The sequence below is a fragment of the Dactylosporangium sp. NBC_01737 genome (genome assembly GCF_035963215.1).
Lineage (GTDB): Bacteria > Actinomycetota > Actinomycetes > Mycobacteriales > Micromonosporaceae > Dactylosporangium.
The window spans coordinates 13,514,677-13,540,180 of the sequence record NZ_CP109153.1 but is presented as its reverse complement, the minus strand read 5'-3'; the positions used below and the strand labels follow the sequence as shown (position 1 = coordinate 13,540,180).

Annotated in this window: 32 protein-coding genes; 21 read left to right on the top strand and 11 right to left on the bottom strand. The window is 71.7% G+C overall.

From position 1 onward, the window contains the following. The first annotated feature begins 159 nt into the window (after nt 1–159). The 5 genes from OHA72_RS62610 to OHA72_RS62590 are packed head-to-tail and all read left to right on the top strand — an operon-like array spanning nt 160 to nt 3,715. Complete coding sequence (locus tag OHA72_RS62610; RefSeq protein WP_327005481.1) at nt 160–483, top strand: hypothetical protein; 324 nt, start codon at nt 160–162, stop codon at nt 481–483. A 22-nt stretch (nt 484–505) separates the two neighbouring features. Beyond that, nucleotides 506–1,441 carry an ATP-grasp domain-containing protein gene (locus OHA72_RS62605; RefSeq protein WP_442788801.1) on the top strand — a complete coding sequence of 312 codons (936 nt, stop codon included), beginning with the start codon at nt 506–508 and terminating at the stop codon, nt 1,439–1,441. Further along, the gene (locus OHA72_RS62600; RefSeq protein ID WP_327005480.1) at nt 1,438–2,274 is read left to right on the top strand and encodes an undecaprenyl-diphosphate phosphatase; all 837 of its coding nucleotides are present in this window, start codon (nt 1,438–1,440) and stop codon (nt 2,272–2,274) included. Before OHA72_RS62605 ends, OHA72_RS62600 begins: the two co-directional genes overlap by 4 nt. A 31-nt stretch (nt 2,275–2,305) precedes the next feature. Beyond that, a complete protein-coding gene (locus OHA72_RS62595; protein WP_327005479.1) occupies nt 2,306–2,932 on the top strand; it encodes a hypothetical protein in 627 nt (208 codons plus the stop codon). 24 nt (nt 2,933–2,956) lie between these two features. Next, a complete protein-coding gene (locus OHA72_RS62590) occupies nt 2,957–3,715 on the top strand; it encodes a TIGR03089 family protein (protein WP_327005478.1) in 759 nt (252 codons plus the stop codon). Nucleotides 3,716–3,744: 29 nt separating this feature from the next. Here OHA72_RS62590 and OHA72_RS62585 read toward each other — a convergent pair whose 3' ends face one another. The 4 genes from OHA72_RS62585 to OHA72_RS62570 all read right to left on the bottom strand — a co-directional run bounded on the left by OHA72_RS62585 (nt 3,745) and on the right by OHA72_RS62570 (nt 7,543). Continuing rightward, entirely contained in the window at nt 3,745–4,539 is a 795-nt protein-coding gene (locus tag OHA72_RS62585) for an IclR family transcriptional regulator domain-containing protein (RefSeq protein ID WP_327005477.1), read from the bottom strand. Beyond that, a complete protein-coding gene (pcaB, locus tag OHA72_RS62580) occupies nt 4,539–5,678 on the bottom strand; it encodes a 3-carboxy-cis,cis-muconate cycloisomerase (RefSeq protein ID WP_327005476.1) in 1,140 nt (379 codons plus the stop codon). Before pcaB ends, OHA72_RS62585 begins: the two co-directional genes overlap by 1 nt. A 129-nt stretch (nt 5,679–5,807) precedes the next feature. Next, nucleotides 5,808–6,560, bottom strand: coding sequence for a CoA-transferase subunit beta (locus OHA72_RS62575; protein WP_327005475.1), 753 nt, complete (start codon nt 6,558–6,560; stop codon nt 5,808–5,810). Between the two features lie 188 nt (nt 6,561–6,748). After that, the gene (locus OHA72_RS62570) at nt 6,749–7,543 is read right to left on the bottom strand and encodes a CoA transferase subunit A (protein WP_327005474.1); all 795 of its coding nucleotides are present in this window, start codon (nt 7,541–7,543) and stop codon (nt 6,749–6,751) included. Between the two features lie 162 nt (nt 7,544–7,705). Here OHA72_RS62570 and OHA72_RS62565 point away from each other — a divergent pair, with 162 nt between their 5' ends. Genes OHA72_RS62565 through OHA72_RS62545 form a run of 5 tightly spaced genes read left to right on the top strand, consistent with a single transcriptional unit; the run spans nt 7,706 to nt 12,363 of the window. Next, the gene (locus OHA72_RS62565; protein ID WP_327005473.1) at nt 7,706–8,674 is read left to right on the top strand and encodes an ABC transporter substrate-binding protein; all 969 of its coding nucleotides are present in this window, start codon (nt 7,706–7,708) and stop codon (nt 8,672–8,674) included. Then, complete coding sequence (locus OHA72_RS62560) at nt 8,671–9,420, top strand: ABC transporter permease (protein WP_327005472.1); 750 nt, start codon at nt 8,671–8,673, stop codon at nt 9,418–9,420. Before OHA72_RS62565 ends, OHA72_RS62560 begins: the two co-directional genes overlap by 4 nt. Nucleotides 9,421–9,428: 8 nt before the next feature. After that, nucleotides 9,429–10,181, top strand: coding sequence for an ABC transporter permease (locus tag OHA72_RS62555; protein WP_327005471.1), 753 nt, complete (start codon nt 9,429–9,431; stop codon nt 10,179–10,181). Beyond that, on the top strand, nt 10,181–10,942 hold the full coding sequence (locus OHA72_RS62550) for an ABC transporter ATP-binding protein (RefSeq protein ID WP_327005470.1): 762 nt from the start codon (nt 10,181–10,183) through the stop codon (nt 10,940–10,942). Before OHA72_RS62555 ends, OHA72_RS62550 begins: the two co-directional genes overlap by 1 nt. Then, nucleotides 10,939–12,363, top strand: a complete 1,425-nt coding sequence (locus tag OHA72_RS62545) for a benzaldehyde dehydrogenase (RefSeq protein ID WP_327005469.1) — start codon at nt 10,939–10,941, stop codon at nt 12,361–12,363. The genes OHA72_RS62550 and OHA72_RS62545 overlap by 4 nt, the downstream gene beginning before the upstream one ends. Before the next feature lie 4 nt (nt 12,364–12,367). Here the strand turns inward: OHA72_RS62545 and OHA72_RS62540 are convergent, their stop codons facing one another. Continuing rightward, a complete protein-coding gene (locus OHA72_RS62540) occupies nt 12,368–12,682 on the bottom strand; it encodes a hypothetical protein (RefSeq protein WP_327005468.1) in 315 nt (104 codons plus the stop codon). A 108-nt stretch (nt 12,683–12,790) separates the two neighbouring features. Between OHA72_RS62540 and OHA72_RS62535 the strand changes: the two genes are divergently transcribed. The 3 genes from OHA72_RS62535 to OHA72_RS62525 all read left to right on the top strand — a co-directional run bounded on the left by OHA72_RS62535 (nt 12,791) and on the right by OHA72_RS62525 (nt 14,433). Continuing rightward, nucleotides 12,791–13,168 carry a VOC family protein gene (locus tag OHA72_RS62535; RefSeq protein WP_327005467.1) on the top strand — a complete coding sequence of 126 codons (378 nt, stop codon included), beginning with the start codon at nt 12,791–12,793 and terminating at the stop codon, nt 13,166–13,168. A gap of 64 nt (nt 13,169–13,232) precedes the next feature. Next, nucleotides 13,233–13,949 (top strand): DUF4184 family protein, encoded by a 717-nt coding sequence (locus tag OHA72_RS62530; protein WP_327005466.1) that lies wholly within the window; start codon nt 13,233–13,235, stop codon nt 13,947–13,949. Then, nucleotides 13,900–14,433 (top strand): GNAT family N-acetyltransferase, encoded by a 534-nt coding sequence (locus tag OHA72_RS62525; RefSeq protein WP_327005465.1) that lies wholly within the window; start codon nt 13,900–13,902, stop codon nt 14,431–14,433. Before OHA72_RS62530 ends, OHA72_RS62525 begins: the two co-directional genes overlap by 50 nt. On the opposite strand, the gene OHA72_RS62520 is transcribed toward OHA72_RS62525, so the two are convergent. After that, complete coding sequence (locus tag OHA72_RS62520; protein ID WP_327011919.1) at nt 14,400–15,335, bottom strand: COX15/CtaA family protein; 936 nt, start codon at nt 15,333–15,335, stop codon at nt 14,400–14,402. The genes OHA72_RS62525 and OHA72_RS62520 overlap by 34 nt on opposite strands. 139 nt (nt 15,336–15,474) lie before the next feature. Here OHA72_RS62520 and OHA72_RS62515 point away from each other — a divergent pair, with 139 nt between their 5' ends. The 8 genes from OHA72_RS62515 (at nt 15,475) to OHA72_RS62480 (ending at nt 22,052) form a co-directional block, all read left to right on the top strand. After that, entirely contained in the window at nt 15,475–16,200 is a 726-nt protein-coding gene (locus OHA72_RS62515) for a helix-turn-helix transcriptional regulator (protein WP_442788466.1), read from the top strand. Then, nucleotides 16,197–17,603: a Fe-S cluster assembly protein SufB gene (gene sufB, locus OHA72_RS62510; RefSeq protein ID WP_327005464.1), complete on the top strand. Its 1,407-nt coding sequence runs from the start codon at nt 16,197–16,199 to the stop codon at nt 17,601–17,603. The genes OHA72_RS62515 and sufB overlap by 4 nt, the downstream gene beginning before the upstream one ends. A 168-nt stretch (nt 17,604–17,771) precedes the next feature. Beyond that, nucleotides 17,772–18,914, top strand: coding sequence for a Fe-S cluster assembly protein SufD (gene sufD / locus OHA72_RS62505; RefSeq protein WP_327005463.1), 1,143 nt, complete (start codon nt 17,772–17,774; stop codon nt 18,912–18,914). Beyond that, the gene (locus OHA72_RS62500) at nt 18,911–19,237 is read left to right on the top strand and encodes a non-heme iron oxygenase ferredoxin subunit (RefSeq protein WP_327005462.1); all 327 of its coding nucleotides are present in this window, start codon (nt 18,911–18,913) and stop codon (nt 19,235–19,237) included. The genes sufD and OHA72_RS62500 overlap by 4 nt, the downstream gene beginning before the upstream one ends. Beyond that, on the top strand, nt 19,234–20,010 hold the full coding sequence (gene sufC, locus OHA72_RS62495; protein ID WP_327005461.1) for a Fe-S cluster assembly ATPase SufC: 777 nt from the start codon (nt 19,234–19,236) through the stop codon (nt 20,008–20,010). Before OHA72_RS62500 ends, sufC begins: the two co-directional genes overlap by 4 nt. Nucleotides 20,011–20,017: 7 nt before the next feature. Further along, nucleotides 20,018–21,265: a cysteine desulfurase gene (locus OHA72_RS62490; RefSeq protein ID WP_327005460.1), complete on the top strand. Its 1,248-nt coding sequence runs from the start codon at nt 20,018–20,020 to the stop codon at nt 21,263–21,265. Continuing rightward, nucleotides 21,262–21,729: a Fe-S cluster assembly sulfur transfer protein SufU gene (gene sufU / locus OHA72_RS62485; RefSeq protein ID WP_327005459.1), complete on the top strand. Its 468-nt coding sequence runs from the start codon at nt 21,262–21,264 to the stop codon at nt 21,727–21,729. The genes OHA72_RS62490 and sufU overlap by 4 nt, the downstream gene beginning before the upstream one ends. Then, nucleotides 21,726–22,052 carry a metal-sulfur cluster assembly factor gene (locus OHA72_RS62480; protein WP_327005458.1) on the top strand — a complete coding sequence of 109 codons (327 nt, stop codon included), beginning with the start codon at nt 21,726–21,728 and terminating at the stop codon, nt 22,050–22,052. The genes sufU and OHA72_RS62480 overlap by 4 nt, the downstream gene beginning before the upstream one ends. Here OHA72_RS62480 and OHA72_RS62475 read toward each other — a convergent pair. The 5 genes from OHA72_RS62475 to ypfJ form a co-directional block, all read right to left on the bottom strand. Beyond that, nucleotides 22,049–22,597 (bottom strand): permease-like cell division protein FtsX, encoded by a 549-nt coding sequence (locus OHA72_RS62475; protein WP_327005457.1) that lies wholly within the window; start codon nt 22,595–22,597, stop codon nt 22,049–22,051. The two genes, OHA72_RS62480 and OHA72_RS62475, sit on opposite strands and share 4 nt — an antisense overlap. After that, nucleotides 22,594–23,082, bottom strand: a complete 489-nt coding sequence (locus tag OHA72_RS62470; RefSeq protein ID WP_327005456.1) for an RNA polymerase sigma factor — start codon at nt 23,080–23,082, stop codon at nt 22,594–22,596. The genes OHA72_RS62475 and OHA72_RS62470 overlap by 4 nt, the downstream gene beginning before the upstream one ends. A gap of 30 nt (nt 23,083–23,112) precedes the next feature. Beyond that, nucleotides 23,113–23,748: a LysE family transporter gene (locus OHA72_RS62465; RefSeq protein ID WP_442788465.1), complete on the bottom strand. Its 636-nt coding sequence runs from the start codon at nt 23,746–23,748 to the stop codon at nt 23,113–23,115. A gap of 115 nt (nt 23,749–23,863) precedes the next feature. Further along, nucleotides 23,864–24,517: a DNA alkylation repair protein gene (locus OHA72_RS62460; RefSeq protein WP_327005455.1), complete on the bottom strand. Its 654-nt coding sequence runs from the start codon at nt 24,515–24,517 to the stop codon at nt 23,864–23,866. Continuing rightward, complete coding sequence (gene ypfJ / locus OHA72_RS62455) at nt 24,514–25,458, bottom strand: KPN_02809 family neutral zinc metallopeptidase (RefSeq protein ID WP_327005454.1); 945 nt, start codon at nt 25,456–25,458, stop codon at nt 24,514–24,516. The genes OHA72_RS62460 and ypfJ overlap by 4 nt, the downstream gene beginning before the upstream one ends. Between the last annotated feature and the right edge of the window lie 46 nt (nt 25,459–25,504).

Below are 25,504 nucleotides of genomic sequence, written 5' to 3'. Positions count from 1 at the left end.
TCTCAAACTGAGTAGGAAATGAGCACCCGAATATCCGGTTTTAACGGGTTCTGTCGGGGCAAAACGAACGCCCGGTGAACTAAACCTGTCAGTAACTACGATCACAACAGGGGCCTGGTTCACCCACGAGTGGCGGGTTACCCCTTTAGTGTGGCCGTCATGGCAGATGGTTCCGATACGACGATGACCCTGAGCCGCCCGGTGCCGGGCAGCCTCATCTCCGGCATCAAGTCCTTCGCGGACGACCACGGCGGCGCCAAGGCAGTCATCGAGTACGTCGGCCGGCGCGGTGCCCGCATCGTGCTGGTCGGGGAGGACGGCGTCTGGGGCGACCAGATGGCCGAGGGCACCGACATTGCGCGCTCCGCCTGCGCGCAGGCCGGTGTCACGATCGAGAACGCCTGGGAGCGCGAGCTGCTCGAGCAGATGCGGCCCAGCAACGATCTGTGGCGCTCCATGGGGCGGCGTGTCCTTTCCCGCTAGGTTCGCCTATCTTCGCTGAGTGATCATCGAACAGTCATATTCCGCGACCCGGGCAGCTGCCCGGGTCGCTCTCGTTACCTGTGCCGAGCTGCCTGAGCTGGACCCCGACGACCAGAGCCTCGTCCCGGCCCTCGCCGCCGCCGGCATCACCGCCGTCCCGGCCGTCTGGGACGACCCGGCCGTCGACTGGTCGGCGTTCGACCTCGCCGTGGTGCGCAACACCTGGGACTACCCGAAACGCCGGTCGGAGTTCACCGCCTGGGCCGGCTCCGTGCCGCAGCTCGCCAACGCCGCCGACGTCATCGCCTGGAACACCGACAAGCGGTACCTGCGCCAGCTCGCCGACGCGGGCATCCCCATCGTCCCCACCACGTGGATCGAGCCGGGCGACCCCGTACACCTGGACACCGGCGACACCGCAGCCGCCGAGATCGTGGTGAAGCCGGCCGTGAGCGTCGGCAGCGTCGACACCGGGCGTTACCGGCTGCCGGAGCAGGCGGGCCTCGCCACCGCCCACATCGAACGGCTGCAGGCGGCCGGGCGGCTGGTCATGGTGCAGCCCTACCTCGCCGACGTCGACACGGCCGGGGAGACGGCGCTGCTGTTCATCGCCGGCCGGTACAGTCACGCGATCCGCAAGGGCGCCATCCTCACCGGACCCGACGAGGGCGTGGAGACGCTGTACCAGGAGGAGACCATCACGCCGAGGACGCCGTCGCCGGCCGAGCACGCCCTCGCCGAGCGGGTCCTGGCGGCGCTGCCGTTCGACCGGGCCAGCCTGCTCTACGCCCGCGTCGACCTGCTGCCGGCCGCGTCCGGCGACCCCGTCGTCATCGAGGTCGAGCTGACCGAGCCGTCGCTGTTCCTGACCACCGCCGCGGACGCCCCGGACCGGCTCGCCGCCGCGATCGCCGACCGCCTGCCCGCGCCCCGCGCCGAGCACCCGGGCAGCGCGTGAACATCTTCGAGGCGATCCTCCTCGGTGCCGTCGAGGGGCTGACCGAGTTCCTGCCGATCTCCAGCACCGGCCACCTCACCATCCTCGAGAAGCTCCTCGGGTACTCGATCGACGACCCCGACATCACCGCCTTCACCGCGATCATCCAGACCGGTGCCGTCCTCGCGACCGCGTTCTACCTGCGCCGCGACATCGCCCGGATCGTGCCCGCGTTCTTCCGGGGGCTGTTCGACCGGTCCCGCCGCGACGACGCCGACTACCGCTTCGGCTGGTCGGTGATCCTCGGCTCGATCCCGGTCGCGATCATCGGGCTGCTGTTCAAGGACCAGATCGAGACCACGCTGCGCAGCCTGTGGTTCGTCGGCGGGGCGCTGATTGCGTTCTCCGGGGTGATGTGGTTCGCCGACCGGGCCGCCACCCAGCAGCGCCACGAGGCCGACGTGACGTGGAAGGACACCCTCATCATCGGCACCGCCCAGGCCCTGGCGCTGATCCCCGGCGTCTCCCGGTCGGGGGCGACCATGTCGGCGGGTCTGCTGCGCGACTTCGACCGGGTCACCGTCACCAGGCTGTCGTTCTTCCTGTCCATCCCGGCGCTGCTCGCCGCGGGGGTCCTGCAGATCGCCGACGAGCACGACAACATCGCCACCGGCGTCGGCTGGCCGGCCACGATCACCGCGACCCTGGTCAGCGGCGCCGTGGGCTACCTGGCGGTCGCGTGGCTGCTGAAGTTCGTGGCGCGGCACACCTACACCGTCTTCATCGTGTACCGGGTCGCCCTCGGCACCCTCCTGCTCGTCCTCGTGGGCACGGGCACGATCGAGGCGACCTAAGAAGCGGGCCCGGGCCGCCGATGAACCCCATGTGAAGCGGCGGCTCTGCGCGGCCCTCGTCCTGGCCTCGGCACTGCTCGCCGGCGTGGCGGGTTGCAGCGTGCTGCCCGGCCTCGGCGGCGGCGACGCCGGCGGTGGCGGGGCGAAACAGGACGGCAAGGTCCTCGACCTGCCGCAGAAGACGGTGTACTCGAAGGGCGACGCCGTCGACCCGTCCGTCGACCCGTCCGCCGGCGCCCCGGTCCGCGGCCCCCTCGCGTCGATCTCGCCGCTGCCGAAGGTCAGCCGCAGCTACCCCACCCCCAGCATGAGCCCGACCGAGTGCACCGGCGTGGTCCGGCCCGGCGTCATCAACGGCGCGTCGGTGGTCCCCGGCACCACGTCCGCCACCGTCAGCTGGTGGAACGTCGGCGATCCGAGCCTGCTGGAGTACCAGCTGACGTGGATGTCGCAGGAGCTGCTGATCGGGCCGCAGCCGGGCTGGACGTGGCAGTCGGTCCCACCGGGGAAGGGCTGCACGAGGGTCACCGCGACGGTCACCGGGCTGATCTCGCAGACGCCGTACATCTTCGTCGTGCACGCACTGCTGAAGAAGTACGAGTCGCTGCCGCCCACGGCACCGGAGATCGCCCGTTCGGAGTCCGTCACGCTGCTGTGAGCCCGCTGCCGCTACGGTGGTCCGGTGACCGGAGCCTCTGAGCTGTCGCGGCCCGCGGGTGCGGGCGCCGCCGGCGTCGACGTGCCGCTGCTCACGCACCACGACGCGGACGGCAGGCGCACCGCGCTGACCGCGGCGGAGCTCGGCGGCTGGTCGGCCCGCACCGCGGGGCTGCTGCACGACTGCGGCCTGGGCTCCGGCAGCCGCGCCGCGGTGCTGCTGCTGCCGCACTGGCGCACGGCCGCGGCCCTGCTCGGCGCGTGGTCGCTCGGGCTGACGGTGTCGTTCCACCTGTCCGCGACCGCGGGGCTGCCCGCCGTCGGCCCGGACGCGGGGGTGCCGTTCGACGTGGTGTTCGCCGCCCGGGAGCGGCTCGGCTCGTGGCTGGAGGACATCCCCGAGGCGCCGCATCGCTTCGTGTTCGGCGGCGGGGACTCCGGCGACCCGCGCGACGTCATCGGCTGGCGCGACTTCGAGGCCGCGGTCGCGCCGTTCCCGGCGGACGTCCCGGCGCCCGCGCTGGTGCGGACCGGCTCGGCGGCCAGCGGCGACGGCACCACCTACGGTCAGTGGGGCGGCATCGCCCGCGAGATCGCCGGCATGCAGGACCTGCGCGCCGGCGACCGGGTCGTCGTGGACGCCACCGAGCACGAGCACCCGGTGAAGTGGTTCCTCGCGCCGCTGTCGGTGGGCGCGTCGATCATCCTGTGCACGGACCCGGCCCGGCTCGACGAGATCGCCGCCGCGGAAGGCGCGACCCGGGTCTTCGGCAGGACCGCCTGAGGCTCACGAGAGCCGGGCGGCGGCAGCACTCAGAAGCGGCGGGCGGGCAGGTCGGCCTCGATGCGGGCGGCCGTGGCGACCAGCGGCGGCACCAACGTGCGCCGGATGGACTCGATCGAGTTGCGGCTCGCCGCGGCGGAGATGTTCAGCGCCGCCACCGTCCTGCCGGTCCGGTCGCGGATCGGGGCGGCCACGGAGCGCAGGCCCTCCTCCAGCTCCTGGTCGACGAGCGCCCACCCCTGCGACCGCGCCCGGTTGATCTCGGCGAGCAGGGCCGCCGCGGTGGTGACGGTGCGGGCGGTCAGGCGCTCCAGGCGGACCTTCGCCAGGTACGCCTCCAGGTCCTGCGGTGGCAGGCCGGCGAGCATGACCCGGCCCATCGACGTCGCGTAGGCGGGGAAGCGGGTCCCGACGCTGATCGTCACCGTCATGATCCGTGACGTGGGCACGCGGGCGACGTAGACGATGTCGTCGCCGTCAAGGACGGACACCGAGGAGGACTCGTTGACCTCGGCGACGAGGGACTCCAGGTGGGGTTCGGCAACGGCCGGCAGCGACAGGCCCGACAGGTAGGCGTACCCGAGCTCCAGGACCCTGGGCGTGAGGGAGAACTGCCTGCCGTCGTTGCGCACGTACCCGAGCTCGCCGAGGGTCAGCAGGAACCGCCGCGCGGCGGCCCGGGTCACGCCGGTCGCGGCGGCGACCTCGGTGAGCGTCAGCTCGGGCCGGGCGGCGTCGAAGGCCTTGATGACCGCGAGCCCCCGCTCGAGGGACTGCACGAAGTCCGGGCCGCGCTCAGCACCGCGCTCAGCACCGGGTTCCATCAGGAGCCCTTCGCGTGCGCCTGCAGCGCGCGGTCCACCAGTACACCCGCGGCATCCGGAGACTCGTCGGACTGTGCGCCGCTCAGACCCCGCGTGAGGTTGGCGCGCATGACGTCGGGGTGCACGAGCAGCCGCTCCAGCGCGGCCCGCAGCCACGACGCCGCGGAGCCGGTGCAGACGAGCAGCTCGCGCAGCGGCCGCCACTCCGCGTGCCAGGCGCCGGCGGCGCGTTCGTGCTCGTGCGCCATGGCGGCGAGGAGGCTGGCGACCAGCCCGGGTGCGGAGGCGGCGCAGCCGAGGGCGCAGACGGCGGCGATCGGGTTGCGCTTGTGCGGCATCGCCGACGAGCCGCCCGGGGTGCTGTCGGAGGCCTCGTCGACCTCGTCCTGCGCCATGAGGGTCAGGTCCCGGGCGACCTTCGCGACGACCCCGGCGGCGGCGCCGAGGGCACCGGCGAGCTCCGCGACGCGGGTGCGTTCGGTGTGCCAGGGCAGGACCGGCTCGGCGAGGCCGAGCAGCGTGGCGAGGCCCTCGACGACGTCGGGCCCTTCGTCGCCGAACGGGGCGAGGGTGCCGGCGGCGCCGCCGAGCTGGACCGCGAGGCGCTCCCGCCGCACCTGCTCCAGGCGCCGGCGGGCGGCGTCGAGGCCGCTGAGCCAGCCGGCGGCCTTCAGCCCGAACGTGGTCGGCACCGCCTGCCGCAGCAGCGTGCGGCCGATCATGCGGGTGTCGCGGTGCTCGCGGGCGAGGCGGGCGGCCTGCTCGGCGCAGGCGGCGAGGTCGGCGAGCAGCGGCCGCAGCGCCTGCGCGGCGATCAGCATCCCGGCCGTGTCGAGGATGTCCTGGCTGGTGGCGCCGAGGTGGACGGACGGCCCGGCGGGCCCGGCGAGCACCCGCAGCGTCTCCACGAGGGGCACGACGGGGTTGCCGCTGGCGGCAGCGCGGGCGCCGAGGTCGGCCGCGTCGAAGCGTTCGGCCCGGGCGCAGCCGGCGATCGCGTCGGCGTCGGCCTGCGGGATCAGCCCGCTGAACGCCTGCACCTGCGCGAGGGCCGCCTCGACTTGGAGCATCGCGGTCAGCCACGCGTCGTCGCCGACGGCCGCGGCGACCTCGCCGCGGGCCAGGACGCCGTCAAACAAGCTCGATGCGGTCGGTTTCATGCCCATCCCGGAGGTTTCATGCTCGCCCTGGAGGTTTCACGCTCGGCTGCAGTGTCGCGCGGTCCGACTCTATCGACATGCCGCGGGGCGAAGACCGACATTGGCGGATCATGGCGAGCCGCTCGCCAGCGCGCGCAGTGCCGCGAGCTCGGCGGCGGTCGGCGGCGGGGTGTGCTCCAGCGTCGGCGCGACGGCGAGGTCCCAGCCGGTCGCGGCGCGGACCCGCTCGACGGTGACCCCGGGGTGCAGGTGGGTCAGCCGCAGCGCGGACGTCGCCGGGTCGGGGGCCAGGATCCCGAGGTCGGTGATGACCAGCACCGGCCCGCGCCCGGGCAGGCCGAGGGCGGCGCGGCTGCCGGGGCCGTCGCCGTGGCCGACGGAGGTGCGGAAGTCGACCTTCGGCACGAACGTGCGGGCGCTCTGCCGGAGCACCACGAACACCTCCCGGCACGACGCGGCGATCTCCGGCGCGCCACCGGCGCCGGGCAGCCGGACGGACGGTGCGTCGTACGCGCCGATGACCGTCGTGTTGATGTTGGCGTGCTCGTCGATCTGGGCGGCGCCGAGGAACCCGACGTCGATGCGGCCCGGCTGGAGCCAGTAGTTGAACATCTCGGGCACGCTGACGACGGTGTCGGCGGTCTCGGCGAGCTCGCCGTCGCCGATGGACAGCGGCGGCCGGGTCGGCCGGGCCCCGATCGTGCCGGACTCGTAGACCAGGACGAGGTCGGGGTCGCCGGTGCGGCGGGCGAGGTTGGCCGCGAGGCTCGGCAGCCCGATCCCGACGAAGCACGCGGTGCGCCCCCGCAGCGCGCGGGCCGCGGCAACGGCCATCATCTCGTCGGCGGTGAAGCCCGTCACGGTGCCTCCAACGAGGCGGCGCGGCCGGTCACGGTGCCTCCAACGAGGCGGCGCGGCCGGTCACGGTGCCTCCAACGAGGCGGCGCGGCCGGTCACGGTGCCTCCAACGAGGCGGTGAAGCCCGTCACGGTGCCTCCAACGAGGCGGTGAAGCCCGTCACGGTGCCTCCAACCACATGGTGCGGTCCGTCACAGCGCCTCCAGCCAGGCCGTGAACGCGGCACGGTCGCGGCTGACGGCGTCCCAGGACCGGTAGGCGTCGTTGTCGCGGTCGTAGTAGCCCTGCGCGTAGGAGGGCCGGGCGCCGCCGGGCGCGGCGGCGACGGCGGTGACCACCCAGGACGGCAGGACCACGGCGCCGGGGCGCGGGTCGAGGGTGTCGACGATCTCCTCGACCGTGACGAGGCTGCGGCGGGCGGCGAGGACCGCCTCCTTCTGCACGCCGGTGATGCCCCACAGCTGGACGTTGCCGCGCCGGTCGGCGCGCTGGGCGTGCACGACGGTCACGTCCGGCTTGAGCGCCGGCACTGCGGTGAGGATCTCGCCGGTGAACGGGCACGTGATCGGCCGCACGGTCGTGGTCTGCGCCGGCAGGTCGGTGCCCCGGTAGCCGCGCAGGACGGCGAACGGCAGCCCGGACGCGCCGGCGACGTACCGGTTGGCCATCCCGGCGTGGCTGTGCTCCTCCAGCTCGAGCGGGCCGGGCCACTGCCGCTCGACGGCGTCGCGGAAGCGGTGCAGCGAACCGACGCCCGGGTTGCCGCCCCACGAGAAGATCAGCTTCCGGGCACAGCCGGCGCCGATCATCTGGTCGTACACGAGGTCGGGCGTCATCCGGACCAGGGTCAGGTCGCGGCGGCGCTGGCGGATGATCTCGTGCCCGGCGGCGACGGGGATGAGATGGGTGAAGCCCTCGAGCGCGACGGTGTCCCCGTCATGGACCAGTGCGGCGACGGCATCGGGCAGTGACATCAGCTCGGCCACGCCACCCCCTGCCGACGACATGTTCGCATAGCGAACAGATGTTCTCAGAACGGAAGCGTAGAAACCTTGCGAACCGGGCGTCAAGCGTTCTACGGTCGGCAAAGATTTCGCTGAACGCACAGAAGTTCGTCATCCGAACAACCAATTCCGGATGGAGCCTCGATGCGCCGCCTCGCCGTCATCCCACTGTCCGCCGCGTTGCTGCTCGCCGCCGCCGGGTGCGGCGGCAACTCCAGCACCGGGACGCCCACCCCCGCCGCACCGGGCCAGCCCGACAAGGTCGCCGCCGGCGTCATCGCGATCGTCGACGTCGCACCCATCTACCTCGGCAAGCAGAAGGGCTTCTTCAGCGGCCGCAACATCGACCTCACCCTGTCGACCAGCCAGGGCGGCGCGGCGATCGTGCCCGGCGTCGTCAGCGGCCAGTTCCAGTTCGGCTTCAGCAACGTGACCTCGCTGATCCTGGCGAAGTCCCGGGGGCTGCCGATCAAGATGGTCAGCAACGGCGTCGCCTCGACCGGCAAGGACGGCGCCGACTTCGGCGGTGTGCTCGTCAAGGCCGACAGCCCGATCCAGTCCGCGAAGGACCTCGCCGGCAAGACCGTCGCCGTCAACACGCTCAAGAACATCGGCGACACCACCGTGCGGGCCTCGGTCCGCAAGGCCGGGGGAGACCCGGCGACGGTGAAGTTCGTCGAGCTCGGCTTCCCCGACCAGCCGGCCGCGCTCGCCGCCGGCCGAGTCGACGCGATCTGGGTCGTCGAGCCGTTCGTCACCGCCGCGAAGGCGCAGGGTGCCCGCCTCGTCGCCTCCAACTACGTCGACGCCGCCGCCGACCTCACCGTCGCGACGTACTTCACCTCGCAGGAGCTCATCGCCAAGAACCCCGACCTGGTCAAGCGGTTCAAGGAGGCGATGGCGGAGTCGCTCGCGTACGCCGCCGCGCACCCCGACGAGGTCCGGGCGATCATCGGCACGTACACGCAGATCGCCGCCGACGTGACCGCGAAGATCACGCTGCCGGCCTGGCCCGCGGAGATCAACAAGGCGTCGGTGCAGACCCTGACCGACCTCGCCGTGCAGGACAAGCTCCTGGATAAGGCGCCGGCGCTGGACGAACTGCTGCCGTGAGGGGCCTGCTCGGTGCCGCCGGGTTCGTGGCGCTGCTGGAGGTGGCGCCACGGCTCGGGCTCGTCCCGGCCAGGTACCTGCCGCCCGCCAGCCGCATCGCCACCGCCCTGGGCGAGGAGGTGCGCCACGGCGCGTTCTGGTCCGCGCTGCTGGACACCCTGCAGACGTGGGCGCTGGGGCTGGCCATCGCGGTCGCCGGCGGGGTCGCCGCCGGGATGCTCATCGGCTCGGTGCCGCTGCTGCGGGCGCTGACCGCCTCAACGGTGGAGTTCCTGCGGCCGATCCCGTCGGTCGCGCTGATCCCGCTGGCGGTGCTGCTGTACGGCACCGGCCGCACCGCGACGCTGCTGCTGGTCGTGTACGCGTCGTTCTGGCAGGTGCTCGTCCAGGTGCTGCACGGCGTCGCCGACATCGACCCGGTCGCCCGCGACACGGCCCGCAGCCTGCACCTGTCGCGGTGGCTGCGGCTGCGCGCGCTGGTGTGGCCGACGGCGCTGCCGTACACCGTCACCGGGATCCGGCTCGCCACGTCGGTCGCGCTGATCCTGACGATCACCGGCGAGCTGATCATCGGCACGCCCGGCCTGGGCAAGCAGATCGCGGTCGCGCAGAGCAGCGGCGCCGTGCCCGCCATGTACGCCCTCGTCGTCGTCACCGGCCTGCTCGGCGTCGCCGTCAACCTCGCCACCAGGTCGGGGGAGCGGCGGCTGCTGCGCTGGCACCCGTCGCAGCGGGTCGCCGCATGAAGCCGGTCGTGCGGATACTGACGATCTTCGCGCTGCCGGCGGTCCTGTTCGCCGGCTGGTGGGTGCTGTCCGCCGGCTCGAAGGACTTCTACCGCCCGCCGCTGCGCACCATCCTGGTCGCGTTCGGCGACACCTGGTTCGGCCCGCGCATCGCCGACGACGTGCTGCCCAGCCTCGCCCGGCTCGCCGCCGGCTACGCGATCGCCCTGCTGCTCGGTGTCGCCGCCGGCGTCGTCATCGGCCGGCACCCGGCGGTGCGGGAGACGGTCGAGCCGGTCCTGGAGTTCATGCGGGCCATTCCCCCGCCGGTGCTGGTGCCGATTCTGATCCTGATCGCCGGGATCGGCGACCTCATGAAGGTGCTCGTCATCGTGTCCGGCTGCGTCTGGCCGATCCTGCTCAACACGGTCGAGGGGGTGCGCGCCGTCGACGGGGTGCTCGCCGACACCTGCGCGGTCTACCGCATCCCGCCGGTGCGGCGGATGGTACTGCGGGCCGCCTCGCCGCAGATCGTGACCGGCGCCCGGCAGGCCCTGTCGATCGGCGTGATCCTCATGGTGATCAGCGAGATGTTCGCCGCGCAGAGCGGCCTCGGGTTCACCGTCGTGCAGTTCCAGCGCGGCTTCCAGATCCCGGAGATGTGGAGCGGCGTGCTGCTGCTCGGCCTGCTCGGCGTCGGGCTCGCCGGCGTGTTCCGGCTCGTCGAGCGGCCGGTGCTCAAGTGGTACCACGGGCAGCGAGCCGCTGAGAAGGAGTGGTGATGCTGGAGGTCAGCGGGCTGCGCAAGGTGTACGACGGGCAGGGCCGGCGGGTCGAGGCCCTGGCGGACCTGACGTTCAAGCTCGACGACGGCGAGTTCGCCTGCCTCGTCGGCCCGTCCGGCTGCGGCAAGACCACGCTGCTGCGGTGCGTCGCGGGGCTGCTGCGCCCGACCGCCGGTGAGGTCAGGGTCGCCGGCCGGCTCGTCGACGGCCCGCCGGACGGTCTCGCCGTGGTGTTCCAGGAGTACGGCCGCAGCCTCTTCCCGTGGCTGCGCGTGCACGAGAACGTGGGGCTGCCGCTGTCCGGCCCCCGCAAGCCCGGCCTGGTCAAGGAGGCCCTCGCCGCCGTCGGGCTGGCCGAGGCCCGCGACGCCTACCCGTGGCAACTGTCCGGCGGCATGCAGCAGCGGGTCGCGATCGCCCGCGCCATCGCGTTCGAACCGAAGGTGCTGCTCATGGACGAGCCGTTCGCGGCCGTCGACGCGCAGACCCGCGCCGACCTGGAGGACCTGATCCGCGAGGTGTGGCGGCGCCTCGGCGTGACCCTGCTGTTCGTCACCCACGACATCGACGAGGCCGTCTACCTGGGGCAGCGGGTCATCGTGCTGTCGGCGTCACCGACGACGATCCTCGACACCCTCGACGTGGACCTGCCCGACGAGCGCGACCAGCTGCGGACCCGGGCGCAGCACCGCTTCACCGAGCTCCGCGGCCGCGTGTACACCCACATCCAACAGGCGAAACTCGTGAGGAAGTCATGACTGAACTGCTCGACGGGCGTCCGCTGGGCGCCGGTCTCCGTGACGTCGTCGAACCGGCGACCGGTGCCGTCCTCGGCCGGGTCGGGCTCGCCTCGACCGGCGACGTCGACCGGGCCTGCCGCGAGGCCGCCGCCGCCCAGCCCGCCTGGGCCGCGACCGGTTTCGAGGAGCGGGCCGGGGTGCTGCGCCGCGCCGGCACGCTGTTCGAGTCGCGGGCCGCGGACGTGCAGGAGTGGCTGGTCCGGGAGGCCGGGTCGGTGCCCGCGAAGGCGGGCGTCGAGACGCACGTCGCGGCGCAGGAGTGCTACGAGGCGGCGGCGCTGGCGTCCCGGCCGCTCGGCGACATCCTGCCCAGCGCGCTGCCCCGGCTGAGCCTCGCCCGGCGGTCGCCGGTCGGGGTCGTCGGCGTCATCGCCCCGTTCAACTTCCCGCTGATCCTCGCGATCCGCGCCGTCGCGCCGGCGCTCGCCGTCGGCAACGCGGTCGTGCTGAAACCGGACCCGCGTACCGCCGTCGGCGGCGGGTTCGCGATCGCCGCGCTGCTGCGCGAGGCCGGCCTGCCTGACGGGCTGCTGCACGTCCTGCCCGGCGGCGCCGACGTCGGCGCCGAGCTCGTCGCGCACCCCGCGACCAGGGTCATCGCGTTCACCGGCTCCACCGCCGCCGGCCGGGCCGTCGCGGAGCTCGCCGGGCGCCACCTCAAACGGGTCCACCTGGAGCTCGGCGGCAACTCCGCCCTGGTGGTGCTGCCCGACGCCGACCTGGACCTGGCGGTGTCCGCCGGGGCGTGGGGCTCCTACCTGCACTCCGGGCAGATCTGCATGACGGCGGGGCGGCACCTCGTGCACGCCTCCATCGCCGACGAGTACGTCGAGCGCCTCGCCGCGCACGCCGACGCCCTGCCGGTCGGCGACCCGTACACCGCGAAGGTGGCGCTCGGCCCGCTCATCGACGCCGGCCAGCGCGACAAGGTGCACCGCCTGGTGGAGGCGACCGTGGGGGACGGGTCCCGGCTCGCCGCCGGCGGCACCTACGACGGGCTGTTCTACCGCCCGACGGTCCTGGACCGGGTCGGCGCCGACGCGCCCGCCTACCAGCAGGAGATCTTCGGCCCGGTCGCGCCGGTCGTGCGGTTCTCCACCGAGGACGAGGCGGTCGCGCTCGCCGCCGACTCCGAGTACGGGCTGTCGCTGGGCATCCTCACCGGCGACGCGATGCGCGGCCTGGCCCTCGCCGAGCGGATCCCGACGGGGATCGTGCACGTCAACGACCAGACGGTCAACGACGAGGCGGTCGCGCCCTTCGGCGGGGTCCGAGACTCGGGGACGGGCTCGCGGGCCGGGGGCGGATCGAACGCGGACGCCTACACCGACCTGCGGTGGATCACGGTCCGCGGCACGATCGCCCCCTACCCGTTCTAGCGGCTCAGAGAAAGTCGGTGAAGCCCGGGCGGAAGCGGTCGTCCGGCTTGCCGAACGTCGTGAACACCAGCCCACCGCGCGGCTCGACCCCGGGCAGATGCTCGGTCATGCGGTTCTGCTCAACGACGCAGGCCAATGCCTCTTGCAGGTCGGACTCGAGTTGGTGGACCGCCTCTTCGAGGTCCTCCTCCTTGCGTGACCAGTCGATATCCGCCTCGCGGAGCTGCTGCCCGGCCAGCTTGGCGATGACGTCAGGGTCATTGACCGCGACTTCCAGGCGGCAGTAGATCTGCATGATCAGCGGTTCCTGTTGCCCCATTGCAGAAGAGTTACACATGAAAGATCTGTCACCAAAGAACGTGCAGATGAATTTACACCACGGCAATGATATGGCGTTCGCGGATTTTCTACGCTTAAGGTGCGGTCCATGGTGTCGTTCATCCGTAACGTTTCCTTCGACTGCGCCGACCCGTATGCCCTCGCGAGCTTCTGGGCGGGCGTGATCGGCCACCCGGTCCACCCGGACTGCGCCCCGGGCGACGGCGAGGTCGTGATCGAGCCGTCCGAGGGTCCCAGGCTGTACTTCCAGGCCGTACCGGAGCCGAAAACGCTGAAGAACCGGGTGCACGTGTGCCTGCAGCCCGGCGACCGTCTCCGGGACGCCGAGATCGACCGGCTCATCACGCTCGGCGCGGTCCTCGCCGCGGACCACCGGCAGGACGACGGCGGCGGCTGGGCGGTCCTGCTCGACCCGGCCGGCAACGAGTTCTGCGTGACCCGGTCGGAGGACGAACGGCACCCGTGAAGGTCTTGTGGGGGTCCGGTGCAGGCCCGCCGGTTCGGGCCCGCGCTGCGGCAGTGTCGGCGGCGTGCCCGCGACGCTCCCGACACATCCCCTTGCCGTCCTGCCGCTGAAGCTGTGGCGGCCGCGCTGGTTCGACGGGGTCGCCCTCGCCGTCGGCGCGACCGCCCCCGACATCGCCTACGCGCTGGGTGGCGCCGTCATCGTGCGCAGCCACACGGTCGCCGCGATGTTCTGGTGGGGCCTGCCGGTCACGGTGCTCGTCGCGTGGCTGATCCGCCTCGGCGCGCCGGCCGTCGCGGCGCACCTGCCGGGGTCGCTGCGCGAGTACGGCGCCCTGCGCCGGGTGCGGCACCCGTGGTGGGTCACGGCGGTCTCGGCGCTGCTCGGCGACGCCAGCCACCTGCTGTGGGACCTGGTCACCCACCCCGTCCCCGGCGTGATCGCGTCGTGGCGCACGGTCCGCGACGTCAGCGACTACGCAGCGTTGCTGTTGTTGCCGGTGTTCCTCTGGTACGTGGGGCGCCGGCACCTGATCCGCGAGTGGCACGGGCCGCCGCCGCTCGTGCCGAGGCGGCCGCTGCTGTTCTGGTCGGTGGCGGTCGAGGTGTTCGCCGCCGGCGCGTTCGTCACCGCGTCCCTGGCCTACGGCGGCCCGCACGTGTTCATCGTGCGGTTGATCGTATCGTCGGTGATCGCTCTGCTCGCGGCGTCCGTGGCACTACACTTCGTGCGTGCTCCTGGAGACAGACCGGCTGCTGTTACGGCGGTTCCACACGGGTGACGCCGCCGCCCTCGCCGCCTACCGTTCGGACCCGGACGTCGCCCGGTATCAGTCCTGGGACGCCCCCTACCCGCTCGGCGACGCCCTCGCGTTCGTCACCGAGACCGCGCACCTGGACCCCGAGCGGGAGGGCTGGTTCCAGTACGCCGTGGAGGGCCGCGACACCGGGCTCCTGCTCGGCGACGTCGGCGTCAACCGCGGCGACGGCGGGCGGCAGGCGGAGATCGGCTTCACGTTCGCGCCGGCCCATCAGGGCCACGGCTATGCGACCGAGGCCGTCGGCCGGGTCGTGCGGCACCTGCTCGTCGAGGAGGGCCTGCACCGGGTGCACGCGTCCCTGGACGCCCGCAACGAGCGCTCGGCCCGGCTGCTGGAGCGGCTCGGCTTCCGCCGTGAGGGCCTGCTGGTGCGGGCGAGCTACTGGAAGGGCGAGTGGACCGACGACCTGCTCTACGCGGTGCTCGCCTCGGAGTGGCCCTCGTAGACCGGCGCCGGTTGCCTGGCGGGTTCCTTGCGGGGCGTCACCGACAGGAGCAGTCCCAGCGTGGCGGTCCACACCAGGCACGCGCCCAGCATGTGCAGCAGCACGACGGGCCAGGGCAGCCCGGTGAAGTACTGCACGAAGCCGACGACCCCCTGGCCGAGCTCGACCAGCAGCAGCAGCCCGGCGGCGCGGGTGACCCGCAGCGGTGCGCCGAGCGCGCGCAGCCCGAGCCACATCGCCAGGGTCAGCCCGACGAGCACGAAGACGGCGTCGCCGTGCAGCTGGGAGACGGTGGCCGGGTCGAACCCCGTGCGGGCGGCCTTCGTGTCGCCGGAGTGCGGCCCGCTGCCCGTCACGATCGTGCCGAGCACCAGCACCACCGCGGAAACGGCGGTGACCAGGATCCCGGCGGTGCGGATCGCGGCCGGCGCGGTCCAGCGCGGCGGCACGTCCCGGGTGCGGTGCCAGAAGACGTACGCCAGGGCGATCAGCAGCATCGAGGCCAGGAAGTGCGCCATCACGGTCCACGGGTTGAGCGCCATGCGCACCGTGATCCCGCCCAGGACGCCCTGCCCGGCGATCCCGGCCATCATCCACACCGCCGCCGCGAGCAGGCCCGGCACCCGGCGGCGCTGGCGCCACGCGGCGAGCAGCGCGACGACGGCGATGAGCCCGAGCACGAACGTCAGGGTCCGGTTGCCGAACTCGATGATCCCGTGGTGCCCCATGGCCTGGGTCGTCACGTACGACTGCTCGGTGCACCGCGGCCACGTCGGGCAGCCCAGCCCCGACCCGGTCAGCCGGACCAGCCCCCCGGTGCACACGATCCCGACATTGGCGACCAGCGAGGCCAGTGCCGCCCGGCGCAGCACCACAGGCCGATCGAGCAGCGACGACAGCATCCCCAACACGCGGCCGATACTACGCGCGGCTACATATGCCACCTGCGGCGGGTTTAGTAAGGCGAGGCTTACCTTTCGTGCGTTGGATCACCCGGGAGTCGGTTTGCCAGTGCCCGGCGAATTACGTAACGTTGGTGTTGTGAAAAACGTGGAGGTGGCGCAGAGGACTGCTGCCGCTGACGCGTGCCCGCCGCTTGACGTGCGCACCCGTGACCGGGTCACCGAGCTGCTGCTGCAGCAGGGGTCGGCGACGGCGACGGAGCTGGGGCTCGCCCTCGGGCTGAGCGCGGCCGGGATCCGCCGGCACCTCGACGCGATGCTCGCCGAGGGGCTCGTCGAGAGCCGGGAGCGCCCCGACCGCGGGCGCCGGGGCCGGGGACGGCCCGCGCGGGTGTTCACGCTGACCGCCGCGGCGCGCGAGTCGCTGCCGCACACCTATGACGATCTTGCCACGTCCGCGCTGCGGTGGATCGCCGAGCACCACGGCCAGTCCGCGGTGGCCGCGTTCGCCATGGCGCAGGTCGCCGGGCTGGAGGAGCGCTGCAAGGCCGCGATGGCGGAGGCCGGTGACGACCCCCTGGCCAGGGCCGAGGCTCTCGCCCAGGCGCTGACCGCCGAGGGCTACGCTGCCGGCGCAACGACCATCGCGACCGGCGGGCAGCTGTGCCAGCACCACTGCCCGGTGGCGCACGTCGCCGCCGAGTTCTCCCAGCTGTGCGAGGCCGAGACCCAGGTCATCTCGCGCCTGGTCGGCACGCACGTCCAGCGCCTCGCGACCATCGCCAACGGTGATGGCATCTGCACCACCCACATTCCGGCGCCGATCTCCGGCGCCCGTCCCGATAGGCAAAGGAACGTGAGATGACCACTGCCGATCAGCTTGCCGGCCTCGGCCGGTACGAGTACGGCTGGGCCGACTCGGACAACGCGGGTGCCACGGCACGCCGCGGCCTCAACGAGGATGTCGTGCGCGACATCTCGGCGAAGAAGAGCGAGCCGCAGTGGATGCTCGACCTGCGCCTGAAGGGCCTGCGCCTGTTCGACCGCAAGCCGATGCCGGCCTGGGGTGCCGACCTGTCGCACATCGACTTCGACAACATCAAGTATTTCGTCCGCTCGACCGAGAAGCAGGCGGCGAGCTGGGAAGACCTTCCCGACGACATCAAGAGCACCTATGACCGGCTCGGCATCCCCGAGGCGGAGAAGCAGCGTCTCGTCGCCGGCGTCGCCGCGCAGTACGAGTCGGAGGTCGTCTACCACAAGATCCGCGATGATCTCGAGGAGCAGGGCGTCATCTTCCTCGACACGGACACCGCGCTGCGCGAGCACGAGGACGTGTTCAAGGAGTACTTCGGCACCGTGATCCCGGTCGGCGACAACAAGTTCGCCGCGCTCAACACCTCGGTGTGGTCCGGCGGCAGCTTCATCTACGTGCCCAAGGGCGTGAAGGTGGAGATCCCGCTGCAGGCGTACTTCCGGATCAACACCGAGAACATGGGCCAGTTCGAGCGGACGCTGATCATCGTCGACGAGGACGCCTACGTCCACTACGTCGAGGGCTGCACCGCGCCGATCTACTCCTCGGACTCGCTGCACTCCGCGGTGGTGGAGATTGTCGTGAAGAAGGGCGCCCGCTGCCGCTACACCACGATCCAGAACTGGTCGACCAACGTCTACAACCTGGTCACCAAGCGCGCCGTCTGCCACGAGGGCGCGACGATGGAGTGGATCGACGGCAACCTTGGCTCCAAGGTCACCATGAAGTACCCGGCGGTCTACATGCTCGGTGAGCACGCCAAGGGTGAGGTCATGTCGGTCGCGATGGCCGGCGAGGGCCAGCACCAGGACGCCGGCGCCAAGATGGTGCACGCCGCGCCGCACACCTCCTCGACCATCGTGTCGAAGTCGATCGCCCGTGGTGGCGGCCGCACCTCTTACCGTGGCCTGGTCCAGGTCCTGGAGGGCTCGCACCACTCCCGCTCGACGGTGAAGTGCGACGCGCTGCTGGTCGACACGATCTCCCGCTCCGACACGTATCCCTACGTCGACATCCGCGAGGACGACGTGTCGATGGGGCACGAGGCGACCGTCTCGAAGATCAGCGACGACCAGCTGTTCTACCTGATGTCGCGCGGCCTCACCGAGGACGAGGCGATGGCGATGATCGTGCGCGGCTTCATCGAGCCGATCGCCAAGGAACTGCCCATGGAGTATGCGTTGGAGCTCAACCGGCTCATCGAGCTGCAGATGGAGGGCGCTGTCGGATGAGCGGCCAGCGAAGCGGCTCGGGCCGCTCATCGTGTGTCAGTTTTGGCTCGGGCCGACGCCGGAGCGCAGCGGAGGTGGCGGCATGAGCGGCCAGCGAAGCGGCTCGGGCCGCTCATCGTGTGTCAGTTTTGGCTCGGGCCGACGCCGGAGCGCAGCGGAGGCGGCGGCATGAGCGCGCCTGTCCTGGTACCGCCGAAGACCCGCGCGCAGCAGGTCCGATCGTTCGACGTCGCGGACTTCCCGGCCCTCACCGGCCGGGAGGAGGAGTGGCGGTTCACCCCGCTCAAGCGCCTGCGCGGTCTCGCGACTGCGCTCGCCGGGCCCGGCGCCACGGCACCCAAGGCCGAGGCCGTCGAGCTGCCCGAGGGTGTGACCGTCGCGACGGTTGAGCGCACCGACCCGCGGGTCGGCTCGGCGCTGACCCCGTTCGACCGGATCAGCGCGCTCGCCGCCGGCTCGGCCGCCGACGCCCTGGTGGTGTCCGTCGCGGCGAACGCCGTGCCGGAGACCGCCGCCGTGGTGCGGCTGATCGGCTCGAGCTCCGAGGTCGCGTTCGGCCACACCGTGGTCGAGGTCGGCCGGCTGGCCGAGGCGACCGTCGTGCTGGAGCAGGTCGGCACGGTCACCCTCGCCGACAACGTCGAGGTGATCGTCGGCGACGCGGCCAGGCTCACCCTGATCACCGTCACCGACTGGGACGCGGGCGCCGTCCAGGCGCAGCACGTCCGCTTTCGGCTCGGCCGCGACGCCCACGTCACGCACGTGCAGGTGAGCCTCGGCGGCGACGTCGTGCGGCAGTACACCAGCGTCGACTACACCGGCCCGGGCGGCGAGATCGACGCGTTCGGCCTGTACTTCGCCGACGCCGGCCAGCACATCGAGCACCGGCTGCTGGTCGACCACTCGGTGCCGGACTGCCGCAGCTTCGTCTCCTACCGGGGCGCGCTGCAGGGCCAGGACTCGCACACCGTGTGGGTCGGCGACGTGCTCATCCGGGCCGAGGCGACCGGCACCAGCACGTACGAGATCAACCGCAACCTGGTGCTGACCGACGGGGCGCGCGCCGACTCGGTGCCCAACCTGGAGATCGAGACCGGCGAGGTCGTCGGTGCCGGTCACGCCAGCACCACCGGGCGCTTCGACGACGAGCAGCTGTTCTACCTGATGTCCCGGGGCATCCCGGACGACCAGGCCCGCAAGCTCGTGGTCCGCGGCTTCTTCGCCGAGCTGCTGCACAAGATCCCGGTCGAGTCGCTGCGCGACCGCCTGGGTGCGGTCATCGACTCGCGGCTTGAGGCGGCCGGCACGTGATAAAGGTGTGTGCGGTCGCGGACGTGGCGAAGGGGACGGTGCAGCAGTTCGAGGTCGAAGGGACCGAGATCGCGCTCGTCCACGCCGACGACGACAACTTCTACGCCGCCTACGACGAGTGCTCGCACGCCGCGGTCGCGCTGTCCGAGGGTGAGGTCGACGGCTGCACCCTGGAGTGCTGGCTGCACGGCTCGCGCTTCGACCTGCGCACCGGCCAGCCGAGCGGCCTGCCGGCGACCGAGCCGGTCCCGGTCTACCCCGTCGAGATCCGCGACGGCGACGTGTACATCGACTTGAATCCCAGTAATGGAGTGACGAAGTGAGCACGCTGGAGATCACCAACCTGCAGGTGTCGGTGAAGCTGCCCGACGGCGAGCTGAAGCCGATCCTCGCCGGGGTCGATCTGACCGTCGGGGCGGGGGAGACCCACGCCATCATGGGCCCCAACGGCTCCGGCAAGTCCACCCTGGCGTATGCGATCGCCGGCCACCCCCGCTACGAGGTCACCGGCGGCTCGATGACCCTCGACGGCCAGGACGTCCTGCAGATGACCGTCGACGAGCGGGCCCGCGCCGGGCTGTTCCTGGCCATGCAGCACCCGGTCGAGGTCCCCGGCGTGTCCGTGGCCAACTTCCTGCGCACCGCGAAGACGGCGATCGACGGCGAGGCGCCGAAGCTGCGCACCTGGGCCGGCGAGCTGCGCGGCGCCATGGAGAAGCTGAACATGGACCCGTCGTTCGCCCAGCGCAACGTCAACGAGGGCTTCTCCGGCGGCGAGAAGAAGCGGCACGAGATCATGCAGCTGGAGCTGCTGAAGCCGAAGATCGCGGTGCTGGACGAGACCGACTCGGGCCTCGACATCGACGCGCTTCGCGTGGTCAGTGAGGGCGTCGAGCGGGTCCGCGAGAGCGGCGACACCGGTCTGCTGCTGATCACCCACTGGACCCGGATTCTCAAGTACATCAAGCCTGACCAGGTCCACGTGTTCGTCGGCGGACGCATCGTCGAAGAGGGCGGCGCGGAGCTGGCCGAGCAGCTCGAGGCCGAAGGCTACGAGCGCTACCTGGCGGGTGCAGGACCCGTGACCCACGCATAGGGGAATCATGAACGCGCTGGATGTTGACGCGGTACGCAAAGACTTCCCGATCCTGGATCGGGAGGTCAACGGCAACCCGCTCGTCTACCTCGACTCCGGGAACACGTCGCAGAAGCCTCGCCAGGTGATCGACGCGGTCCGGGACCACTACGAGCTGCACAACGCCAACGTCGCCCGGTCCGTGCACACGCTCGGCACCGAGGCGACCGAGGCGTTCGAGGGCGCCCGCGAGAAGGTCGCGGCGTTCGTCGGGGCGGGCACCGCGGCCGAGATCGTGTTCACGAAGAACTCGACCGAGGCGATCAACCTCGTCGCGCACTCCTTCACCGCCGGTGCGCAGGACCCGCGCCTGCGCCTCGGTCCCGGTGACGAGATCGTGATCACCGAGATGGAGCACCACTCCAACATCGTGCCGTGGCAGCTGCTCGCGCAGCGCACCGGCGCGACGCTGCGCTGGTTCGGGCTCACCGACGAGGGCCGGCTTGACCTGTCCCGGCTCGAGGAGCTGATCAACGAGCGCACGAAGCTGGTCTCGGTGGTGCACTACTCCAACCTGCTCGGCACGATCAACCCCGTCGACGTCCTCGTCGCCCGGGCCCGGCAGGTCGGCGCGCTGGTGCTGCTGGATGGCTCCCAGTCGGTGCCGCACATCCCCGTCGACGTGACCGCGCTCGGCGCCGACTTCGTCGCGTTCACCGGGCACAAGATGCTCGGCCCGACCGGCATCGGCGCCCTGTGGGGACGCTTCGAGCTGCTCGACGCCATGCCCCCGTTCCTCGGCGGCGGCTCGATGATCGAGACGGTCGCGATGACCGGCTCGACGTTCATGCCGCCCCCCGCCCGCTTCGAGGCCGGCACGCCGCCGATCGCGGAGGCGGTCGGTCTCGGCGCCGCCGTGGACTACCTGACGGCCGTCGGTATGGACGCGATCCAGGTGTACGAGAAGCAGCTCACCGCCTACGCCCTCGACGCACTGGCCGCGACGCCGGACGTGCGGGTCATCGGGCCGACGGACACCGCCGACCGCGGGGCGACGATCTCCTTCACCGTCGACGGGATCCACCCGCACGATGTCGGGCAGATCCTCGACGACGAGGGCGTGCAGGTCCGCGTCGGGCACCACTGCGCGCGGCCCACCTGCGTGCGCTTCGGCGTGCCGGCGACCACGAGGGCGTCGTTCTACCTGTACACGACGACGGCCGAGGTCGACGCGCTGGTCCGCGGGCTGGAGCGGGTGCGGAAGGTCTTCGCATGAAGCTCGACCAGCTCTACCAGGAGATCATCCTGGATCACTACAAGCGGCCGCACGGCCGTGGCCTGCGCGAGCCGTTCGACGCCGAGGCCCACCACGTCAACCCGACCTGCGGTGACGAGGTGACGCTGCGCGTGTCGCTCAAGGGTGACACCGTCTCGGACGTCTCCTACGAGGGCATGGGCTGCTCGATCAGCCAGGCCTCCGCGAGCATCCTGCACGAGCTGCTCAAGGGCGGCACCGTGCAGGACTCGCTGCGCAGGCACGAGGCGTTCACCGAGCTCATGGGCGGCCGCGGCCAGGTCGAGCCGGACGAGGCGGTGCTGGAGGACGCGGTGGCGTTCGCCGGCGTCGCGAAGTACCCGGCCCGGGTCAAGTGCGCGTTGCTGCCGTGGATGGCGTACAAGGACGCGCTCACGAGGGCCGTCGTTGTCGAAGAAGTCCCAGCTGAGGAGAAGAAGGCATGACCGCGGTGCTCGCCGACATCGAAGAGGCGATGAAGGACGTCGTCGACCCCGAGCTGGGGATCAACGTCGTCGACCTGGGCCTCGTGTACGGCATCCACGTCGACGAGGAGAACGTCGCGACCCTCGACATGACGCTGACGTCCGCGGCGTGCCCGCTGACCGACGTCATCGAGGACCAGACCCGCCAGGCCCTGTGCTCCGGCCCGGGCGGCGGCCTGGTCAACGACATCCGGATCAACTGGGTGTGGCTGCCGCCGTGGGGCCCGGACAAGATCAGCGACGAGGGCCGCGACCAGCTGCGTGCCCTCGGCTTCAACGTCTAGCGGGGCTTGGCCGTCGGGCAGGAGCAGATGTAGTCGACGATCTCCCCGATCGCGCGGATCCTCTGCTCGATCACGTCGGACTCCCCGGCCTTTGCGACCCGGAACCGGTAGTTCTCCGGGATCATGTCGGGCCTCGTCGCCGCGACGAGGTCCGGCGCATCGCTGAAGTTGCGCTTGAACCGCTCCCAGGCCACGTCCCTGGTCTCGAAGATCAGGCAGTAGACCTCGGGGGAGTTCCGCAGCGTCCGGTCGAGCTCGGTGACCTGCTCGTCGGTGATGTTCATGCGGAGGAACACCGACACGTCGACGCCGGGCCGGCCGCAGCTGTCGGCGACCACCTGCGGCGGGTCGTCGTCGCCCGGCGCCAGCCGCCACGCAGCCACGCCACCGGACAGCGCGACGGCCAGCGCGGCCGCCCCCGCGACGGCCTGCCGGCGCCGGTGCCGGGCCGCGGTCGCGCGGACCGCGGCCACCCCGTCGGGCCGGATCGCGTCGTGGGCAAGTTCGTATTCGGCACGCAGCGCGTCCCGCAGATCGTGTGTCACCGTGGCACCTCTCGGTAGTCGTGGAGACTGGCGGCGAGGGAGTGCCGGGCCCGGTACAGCCACGTGCGGACGGTGCCCTCACGGACCCGGCAGAGCTCCGCGACCTCGGCCACCGGCAGCCCCACCAGGTAGTGCAGCACCACCGCCCGGCGCTGCCCGTCGGGCAGGTCCGTGAGCGCGTCGCGGATGGCCACGCCGTGCTCGCCCGGTTCGGGCATCGGCTCTGCCCGCAGCGTGCTCTGGTGCCGCAGCGCGGTGCGCAGGCGGCGCAGGCGCGACGTGGCCAGGTTCCACGCGACCCGGCGGATCCAGGCGGCGGGCTCCTCGTATCGGCTGATGCGGTCCCAGCGCTGCCAGGCGCGCACGAACGCCTCCTGGGTCAGGTCACGTGCCTCGTCGAGGTCGCCGAGGTACACACTGAGCTGTGCGGCGATCTGCCGGAACTGCAGTGCGTAACACTCGGCGAAGCCGTCGGCATCCCTCATGCAGACATCACGTGCGAGCTTCGCCAAAGGTCACAGCACCAGGATGACCGCCAGCACCGCGATGACCGCACTCGATGTCAGCGCCGTCCACAGCCGGCCGCGCGGGCCGGTGAGCACCTTGCCCAGGATGGTGCCGCCCCCGGCGATCAGCAGCTGCCAGCTGGCCGACGCCACGAACGCGGCGAGGACCCACACGGTCTCGCCGGTGGCGGACAGGCCGTCGTCGGCGCGCCGGCCGAGGACCAGGGCGCCGAAGTAGACGATGGTCGCCGGGTTGAGCAGGGTCAGGCCGAGCAGGGCGAAGTAGGCGCCGGCCGGGCGGCTCATCCTGCCGTCGGCGTCGCGTGGCCGCGCCGCGTCGCGTCGGTGCCTGAGCGCGTCGGCGGCGGTCTTCGTGGCCAGCGCCAGGAGTACCACCGCCGCAACCCAACGCAGAGGGGTCGAGATCGGTGCGATCAGCCCCGCGAGGGCGGCGCCGCCGAGGACGGCGACGACCGCGTAGATCCCGTCTGCGGTGGCGACCCCGAGCGCGGCTCCCGCGCCGGTCTTCCAGCCGGTGCGGGCGGCGAGGCCGGCGATCAGGGCGCCGATGGCACCGACCGGGACCGCCACCCCGTAGCCGGCGAGCATCCCCGAGAGGATGACCTCGCCGAGGCCGGGGCTCACGACCGCTGCTTGCGGCTCGCCTCCGTCAGGGTGCCGGCCTGTCGCTCGGCCCCTTCGCCGGCGGGCGCGGGGACGGGGACGGAGGGTCGGCATCGGTTCATGGCGTGCATCATGCCTACGGCTGCTCGCCGTCGCGACCGATATTCTTCAGCGCTTCCCGTCTGGACAATCCGGACAGGTCCGGGTGGTCGGCGACGAAGCGCCGGACCGCGGCGGGGTCGGTCTTCGCGTATTCGCGCAAGGCCCAGCCGATCCCCTTGCGGATGAAGAAGTCCTTGTGGTGCCGGTTTTCGCGGGTGTACGCGAAGAGCCGCTCGACGTCCGTCGTGGCGCGGTACCGCAGCTGGTGCAGGATCGCGGTGCGCACGACCCACAGGTTGTCGTCGGCGGCCCAGGCGTCCATCGGGGTCTGGTCGCCGCTGACGACCGGGCCGACGACGTTGGCAGCGAGCGCGTCGACGGTGTCCCACCACGGTTTCGTGGTGATGAGCGTGCGCAGCGTCGGCAGGTCCGCGGGGGTGAGCGTCCTGGCGTGCCGGGCCAGCAGGTCGCAGGCGAAGTACTGGAACTCCCGCTCCGGCAGCTCCCAGCAGGCCAGCGCCACCGGCAGGGGGTCGCCCTTCAGGAACGGCCTGGACAGCTGCCGCCGCAGCGGGCTCGGGATGCCGAGGAACTCGAACTGGTCTCGCATGTAGGCACGCATCGCCGCGGCCTGCCCGGGAGCCGCGTGCTCCCGGTAGACCGCGGCGAGGTCGTCGACGATGCTCACAAACTGCTGGTGGCGAACGTGTCGCACTGCTTCGGGTCGCCCTTGTCGAAGCCGATCTTGAACCACTTCTGGCGCTGCGCGGACGTGCCGTGCGTGAACGCGTCGGGGTTCACGCCGCTGCCGGACTTCTTCTGGATCGTGTCGTCACCGATCGCCTGCGCGGCCTCGAGCGCCTCGTCGATGTCCTGCTGCGTGATGCTCTTGAACAGCACCGCGTCGCCCTCTTTGTCCTTGGTCTCCGTGGCGTGGAAGGCCCAGGTGCCGGCGTAGCAGTCGGCCTGCAGCTCCAGGCGCACCGAGCCCGAGGTGGGGCCGGTGTCGCCCTGCTGGACCTTGGCGTTCGTGCCGAGCAGGTTCTGGATGTGGTGGCCGTACTCGTGCGCGATCACGTACGGCGCGGCGAACTCGCCCTTCGCCCCGAAGCGGCTGGACAGCTCGTTGTAGAAGGTGAGGTCGATGTACACCTGGCTGTCGGTGGGGCAGTAGAACGGCCCGACGCCGGAGTCGGCCTGGCCGCAGCCGGTGTTGACGGCGCCGTTGAAGTAGTTGGTCTTCACCGGCTGGTACTCCTTGCCGAACGCCTTGGGCATCTCGGCCTTCCAGTACGCCTGGACGGAGTTGATGTAGAGCAGGTTGCGGCAGTCGGCGTCGTTGAACCGGTCCTTGTTGGACTTGTCGCAGCGCTTCTCGATGTCGGAGTTGTCGGCCTGCTGGTCGCCGCCGCCTCCGCCGCCGAGCATGCCGCTGCCGAAGAGGCCGCCGCCACCGCAGACCACCAGCGCGAGGACGATCAGGGTGATGATGAGGCCCATCTTGCCGCCCCCGCCGATGGGGATGGGGATGCCGCCGATACCGCCACCGCCTCCGCCGCCACCGCTGGTCGAGCCGCGCAGGTCGTTGACCTGGCTGCTGTCGAGGTCGGCATCGTCGTTGAACTCCATGGCACACCTCTTCGTACGGGGGGACCTTGCGGGATCGACCGGTGTC

What these genes read in the sequence shown, in the direction of transcription:
- sufD (WP_327005463.1), top strand. Translation starts at nt 17,772, where the DNA reads ATGAGCGCGCCTGTCCTGGTACCGCCGAAGACCCGCGCGCAGCAGGTC.
- ypfJ (WP_327005454.1), bottom strand. Translation starts at nt 25,458, where the DNA reads ATGGAGTTCAACGACGATGCCGACCTCGACAGCAGCCAGGTCAACGAC.
- OHA72_RS62480 (WP_327005458.1), top strand. Translation starts at nt 21,726, where the DNA reads ATGACCGCGGTGCTCGCCGACATCGAAGAGGCGATGAAGGACGTCGTC.
- OHA72_RS62610 (WP_327005481.1), top strand. Translation starts at nt 160, where the DNA reads ATGGCAGATGGTTCCGATACGACGATGACCCTGAGCCGCCCGGTGCCG.
- OHA72_RS62490 (WP_327005460.1), top strand. Translation starts at nt 20,018, where the DNA reads ATGAACGCGCTGGATGTTGACGCGGTACGCAAAGACTTCCCGATCCTG.
- OHA72_RS62520 (WP_327011919.1), bottom strand. Translation starts at nt 15,335, where the DNA reads ATGCTGTCGTCGCTGCTCGATCGGCCTGTGGTGCTGCGCCGGGCGGCA.
- OHA72_RS62470 (WP_327005456.1), bottom strand. Translation starts at nt 23,082, where the DNA reads ATGAGGGATGCCGACGGCTTCGCCGAGTGTTACGCACTGCAGTTCCGG.
- sufU (WP_327005459.1), top strand. Translation starts at nt 21,262, where the DNA reads ATGAAGCTCGACCAGCTCTACCAGGAGATCATCCTGGATCACTACAAG.
- OHA72_RS62550 (WP_327005470.1), top strand. Translation starts at nt 10,181, where the DNA reads ATGCTGGAGGTCAGCGGGCTGCGCAAGGTGTACGACGGGCAGGGCCGG.
- OHA72_RS62545 (WP_327005469.1), top strand. Translation starts at nt 10,939, where the DNA reads ATGACTGAACTGCTCGACGGGCGTCCGCTGGGCGCCGGTCTCCGTGAC.
- sufB (WP_327005464.1), top strand. Translation starts at nt 16,197, where the DNA reads ATGACCACTGCCGATCAGCTTGCCGGCCTCGGCCGGTACGAGTACGGC.
- OHA72_RS62540 (WP_327005468.1), bottom strand. Translation starts at nt 12,682, where the DNA reads ATGGGGCAACAGGAACCGCTGATCATGCAGATCTACTGCCGCCTGGAA.
- OHA72_RS62565 (WP_327005473.1), top strand. Translation starts at nt 7,706, where the DNA reads ATGCGCCGCCTCGCCGTCATCCCACTGTCCGCCGCGTTGCTGCTCGCC.
- OHA72_RS62585 (WP_327005477.1), bottom strand. Translation starts at nt 4,539, where the DNA reads ATGGAACCCGGTGCTGAGCGCGGTGCTGAGCGCGGCCCGGACTTCGTG.
- OHA72_RS62535 (WP_327005467.1), top strand. Translation starts at nt 12,791, where the DNA reads ATGGTGTCGTTCATCCGTAACGTTTCCTTCGACTGCGCCGACCCGTAT.